The organism is Leisingera sp., from assembly GCF_034669605.1.
GTDB lineage: Bacteria > Pseudomonadota > Alphaproteobacteria > Rhodobacterales > Rhodobacteraceae > Leisingera.
On the sequence record NZ_JAXMOX010000262.1, the window covers coordinates 1 to 5547 of the forward strand.

General features: G+C 59.5%; 3 protein-coding genes and 2 pseudogenes. 4 read left to right on the forward strand and 1 reads right to left on the reverse strand.

Annotation, left to right across the window (positions count from 1 at the left end; translation table 11 throughout):
* The 4 genes and pseudogenes from recA to VOI29_RS22240 form a co-directional block, all read left to right on the forward strand.
* Nucleotides 1–739 (forward strand): recombinase RecA (recA, locus tag VOI29_RS22225; protein WP_323783767.1); only part of this gene is annotated, 739 nt, incomplete at its 5' end.
* Between the two features lie 156 nt (nt 740–895).
* Entirely contained in the window at nt 896–3547 is a 2652-nt protein-coding gene (gene alaS, locus VOI29_RS22230; RefSeq protein ID WP_323783770.1) for an alanine--tRNA ligase, read from the forward strand.
* 77 nt (nt 3548–3624) lie between these two features.
* The gene (locus VOI29_RS22235; protein WP_024089895.1) at nt 3625–3912 is read left to right on the forward strand and encodes a DUF1330 domain-containing protein; all 288 of its coding nucleotides are present in this window, start codon (nt 3625–3627) and stop codon (nt 3910–3912) included.
* A gap of 158 nt (nt 3913–4070) precedes the next feature.
* Nucleotides 4071–4385, forward strand: a pseudogene (locus VOI29_RS22240) (MOSC domain-containing protein); the annotation flags it as partial.
* Between the two features lie 48 nt (nt 4386–4433).
* On the opposite strand, the pseudogene VOI29_RS22245 reads toward VOI29_RS22240, so the two are convergent.
* Nucleotides 4434–5547: pseudogene (locus VOI29_RS22245) on the reverse strand (translational GTPase TypA); the annotation flags it as partial.

A 5547-nucleotide genomic window follows, 5' to 3' on the forward strand; every position in this document is an offset into this window, starting at 1 on the left:
TCCCCAGTATGCGGCCAAGCTGGGTGTCGATCTGGATGAGCTGCTGATTTCCCAGCCCGATACCGGCGAACAGGCGCTGGAAATCACTGACACGCTGGTGCGTTCGGGTGCGGTCAACATGGTGATTGTCGACTCGGTTGCCGCACTGACCCCCAAGTCCGAGCTTGAGGGCGATATGGGCGACAGCAGTGTCGGCGTGCAGGCCCGCCTGATGAGCCAGGCAATGCGCAAGCTGACCGGCTCGATCAGCCGTTCCAAGTGCATGGTGATTTTCATCAACCAGATCCGCATGAAGATCGGCGTTATGTTCGGCTCGCCCGAAACCACCACCGGCGGCAACGCGCTGAAGTTCTATTCCTCCGTCCGCCTGGACATCCGCCGCATCGGTGCGATCAAGGACCGGGACGAGGTGGTCGGCAACTCGACCCGTGTCAAAGTGGTGAAAAACAAGGTGGCGCCGCCGTTCAAGCAGGTGGAGTTCGACATCATGTATGGCGAAGGCATCTCGAAAATGGGGGAGCTGCTGGATCTGGGCGTGGCGGCCGGTGTCGTCAATAAGTCCGGGGCCTGGTTCTCTTACGGGGATGAACGGATCGGGCAGGGGCGTGAAAACGCCAAGACCTTCCTGCGGGACAACCCGGCGATTGCTTTTGATATCGAAGACAAGATCCGCGCCTCGCACGGGTTGGAATTCGACCGTCCGGATGTGGGTGGCACAGACGATATCCTCGAGGCCTAAGCGCCGGATAATTTGATCGGATCTTGGAAAAACGGGGGCGTGGCGCAAGCTACGCCCTTTTTCATGGGAGACGCGGCTTCGCGCTGTAGACAGTGCGCCGGCTGGGGGGTAAACCTGCCCGGAACGCTTATTTTAAGCCCGCAAGAGATCCTGTATATGCCGACGCTCAACGATATCCGCTCAACCTTTCTGAACTACTTTGCCAAACAGGGGCACGAAGTGGTGGATTCCAGCCCGCTGGTGCCGCGCAACGACCCCACCCTGATGTTCACCAACTCAGGCATGGTACAGTTCAAGAACTGTTTTACCGGGGTTGAGAGCCGCGATTACAAGCGCGCGACCACCTCGCAGAAATGCGTGCGCGCCGGCGGCAAGCACAATGATCTGGACAATGTGGGCTATACCGCACGCCACCACACATTTTTCGAGATGCTCGGCAACTTCTCCTTTGGCGACTATTTCAAGCACGAGGCAATCCCTTTTGCCTGGGAGTTGATCACCAGAGAACTCGACGTTCCCAAGGACAGGCTTTACACCACCGTCTACCACACTGACGATGAAGCCTTTGAAATCTGGAAGAAGATCGGGGTGCCGGAGGACCGGATCATCCGGATCGCAACCTCTGACAACTTTTGGCAGATGGGCGATACCGGCCCTTGCGGTCCTTGCACAGAAATCTTCTATGATCACGGCGATCATATTTGGGGCGGCCCTCCGGGTTCGGCTGAGGAAGACGGTGACCGTTTCATCGAGATTTGGAACCTCGTTTTCATGCAGAACGAGAAGTTCGCCGACGGCTCGATGGTTGATCTGGAGATGCAGTCGATCGACACCGGCATGGGGCTGGAGCGAATTGCCGCGCTGCTGCAAGGCACCCATGACAACTATGAGACCGATCTGTTCAAATCGCTGATCGAAGCTTCGGCAAATGTGACCAACTCGGATCCGTTCGGGGATCAGAACGTGCATCACCGGGTGATCGCGGATCATCTGCGGTCCTGCTCTTTCCTGATTGCCGAAGGCGTGCTGCCCTCGAATGAAGGCCGCGGCTATGTTTTGCGCAGAATTATGCGCCGCGCGATGCGCCATGCATCGCTGCTGGGCGCCTCCGATCCCGTGATGCACAAGCTGGTGCCCGCGCTGGTTCAGAAGATGGGCGCGGCCTATCCGGAACTTGGCCAGGGCCAGGCGCTGATCGAAGAGACCTTCGAGCAGGAAGAAACCCGTTTTCTCAGGACATTGGACCGTGGCCTGAAGCTGCTGGATGATGCCTCGGGCGACCTGGGCAAGGGCGATGTCCTGCCCGGAGAAACTGCGTTTAAACTCTATGACACTTATGGCTTTCCGCTCGATTTGACGCAGGACGCGCTGCGTGCCAAAGAAATTGAGGTCGACATCGAGGGTTTCGATGCGGCGATGAAAGCGCAAAAGGAGAAATCCCGCGCTGGTGGAATCGGCCTGGGTGAAGCGGCGGATGTGAAGGTGTACTTCGACATTCTCGATGCAGTCGGGCCAACGGAATTCCTGGGCTACGAGACCGAAAATGCCGAAGGCCAAGTTGATGCGATCGTCAAGGATGGCGCGCAGGTTCAATCGGCTGCCAAGGGCGAAACGGTTCAGATCATCCTGAACCAAACGCCGTTTTATGGTGAAAGCGGCGGTCAGGTCGGCGACAGCGGCGTGCTGACCGTCGAAGGCGGTGCGGCCCGGATTACCGACACCAAAAAGGTAGAAGGGTTGTTCCTGCACATCGCCGAAGTGACTGAAGGCAAAATTGCCGTTGGCCTTGGTGCGGCCATGGAGGTCGATCACGAGCGCCGCAGCCGGATCCGTGCCAACCACTCGGCCACTCACCTGCTGCATGAGGCGCTGCGCAATGCGCTGGGGGAGCATGTGGCCCAAAAGGGATCGCTCAACGCCGCTGACCGCCTGCGTTTTGATTTCAGCCACAATAGGGCTATGAGCGCTGTTGAACTGAAGAGGGTCGGTGCAGAAGTAAATGATTTCATTCGCCAAAACACTCCTGTTTCGACCCGGATCATGACCCCGGATGATGCGCGGGGCCTTGGCGCGCAGGCGCTCTTCGGCGAGAAATACGGGGATGAAGTGCGGGTCGTTTCCATGGGGCGGGCGGCAACTGGCAAGGGCCACAATGGCGACACGTATTCGATAGAATTGTGCGGTGGCACCCATGTCAAGCAGACAGGCGATATCGGTACCTTTGTGATCCTCGGCGACAGTGCGTCCTCGGCTGGTGTGCGGCGGATTGAGGCGCTCACCGGTGCCGCAGCGTTTGAGCATCTGGAGCGCGAAGCAGGCCGGATGGCAGAGATCGCCACAACTTTGAAAACGCAGCCCGCGGATGTCATGGACCGTCTCAAGGCGATGATGGATGAGCGCAAGGCGCTGCAGAACGAGATTTCGAACCTCAAACAGCAGGTTGCGATGGGCGGCGGTTCTGGAAATGCTGCTGATGCCAAGCAGATTGGCGGCAAGATGTTCCTGGCCCAGGCTTTGAAGGGAGTGTCCGGTAAAGACCTGCGCGGCCTCATTGATGCACATAAGCAGAACATCGGCTCCGGTGTGATCCTGCTGATCGCAGAGGAGGATGGCAAGGTTGCTGTGGCCGCCGGCGTGACCGACGATTTGACTGGCCAAATCTCGGCTGTGGACGTGCTGAAAGCGGCTGTTCCGGCCGTGGGTGGCAAAGGCGGCGGCGGCCGTCCGGATTTGGCCCAGGGCGGCGGCAAGGATTTCTCTGGCGCTGACGAGGCGATCAAGGCAGCCGAGGCCATACTGGCTGGTTGACCATTTGGTCAAAAAACACTTGGTCTTTCCGGCAAATCGCCTAATCTGCCGGAAATATCATAACTTGGGAGGCTCCGATGCCTGCACTCTGGATTGCACATGTCACCGTTACCGATGCTGATGCCTACGGTAAATATGCCGAACTGGCGGGCCCGGCCATTGCCAAGCACGGCGGCACCTTTGTTGCCCGCGGCGGGCGTTTCGTGCAGCTGGAGGGAAAGGAGCGACCGCGCAATGTGGTTGCCAGATTTCCAAGTGTCGACGCCGCAGTCGATTGTTATCACAGCCCGGAGTACCAAGAGGCGCTGAGCCACGCGCGCGGTGCGTCCGAGCGGGAACTGATGGTGGTGGAAACCTCCGAATAGCGATTACCGCTTTTGCGGACATGCTGAAGCGCCGCGCCGGCCAGAGCCGGGTGGCGTGCATGGGTGTGCGACCTGCGCGGGGGCATGAAGTTCTGACACCATAAACTGCGGATGTATCGGCAGCGGGTCTTTGCGGCGATCATGCCAAAGAGGGCAAACGCGCTGTAGCCTTGATCCAGGCCGAACATCTGCCGGTGATTGCCGCGCTTGCCGGACTGAAGATTTTGCAGCCAGCGCAGCTGCGCCGGAACTTTGCCGTTTCAGGGATCAATCTGGCGGCGTTGCGCAAAGCCAAACTGCAAATCGGGAGTGCCGTTTTGCGTGTGACGGGCCCCTGTCCGGCCTGTTCGCGGATGGAAGAGGTGCTGGGCCATGGTGGCTATAACGAGATGCGCGGGCATGGCGGTTGCTACGCCGAAGTCGTCGAGCCGGGCAGGGTGGCCTTGGGGGACAGCGGCACAGCAATGATTTAGGCGGAATAGAAAACGGCGGCAGAAGTCTCTGCCGCCGTTTGATTATTTTCAGGCGTTGGCCTTGGCCATCCGCTTACGTTCATGCGGGTCCAGATAGCGCTTGCGCAGGCGTATGGAGTTCGGTGTCACCTCGACCAGTTCGTCGTCATTGATGTAGGCAATCGACTCTTCCAGCGACAGTGTCACCGGGGTCGTCAGACGCACCGCGTCATCGGTGCCAGAGGCGCGAACGTTGGTCAATTTTTTACCTTTCAGCGGGTTCACTTCCAGGTCGTTTTCGCGGGAATGTTCGCCGATGATCATACCGGTGTAGACGTCGGCCTGAGCGCCGATCATCATCTTGCCGCGTTCTTCCAGGTTCCATAGCGCAAACGCAACCGAAGTGCCGTTCTCCATAGAGATCAGCACACCTGCGCGGCGGCCCGGGATTGCACCCTTGTGCGGGGTCCAGCCATGGAACACGCGGTTCAGAACGCCGGTACCGCGGGTGTCGGTCAGGAATTCGCCGTGATAGCCGATCAGGCCGCGCGACGGCACGTGGGCGATGATGCGGGTCTTACCTGCGCCTGCGGGCTTCATCTCGACCAGTTCACCTTTGCGGGTGCCGGTCAGCTTTTCGATCACCGCGCCGGAGTATTCGTCGTCCACGTCAATGGTGGCTTCTTCGACCGGCTCCATGCGGACGCCGTCAACTTCCTTCATGATCACCTGCGGGCGGGAAATTGAAAGCTCGAACCCTTCGCGGCGCATGTTTTCAATCAGAACGCCCATCTGCAGTTCACCGCGGCCCGAAACCTCAAAGGCCTCGCCGCCAGGGGTGTCGGCGATCTTGATCGCGACGTTGCTTTCGGCCTCTTTCATCAGGCGGTCTCGGATGACGCGCGACTGGACTTTTTTGCCGTCACGGCCGGCCAGAGGGCTGTCGTTGATGCCAAAAGTCACAGTGATGGTGGGCGGATCGATCGGCTGGGCGTCCAGCGGTTCATCCACGGCGAGGGCGCAGATGGTGTCGGCCACGGTTGCCTTTGCCATGCCGGCGATGGAGACGATGTCGCCCGCCTGCGCTTCTTCGATGTCCTGCTGGGACAGGCCGCGGAACGCCTGGATGCGGGTCACGCGGAACTGCTCGATCTTCTGGCCGATGCGGGTGAGAGATCGGAAG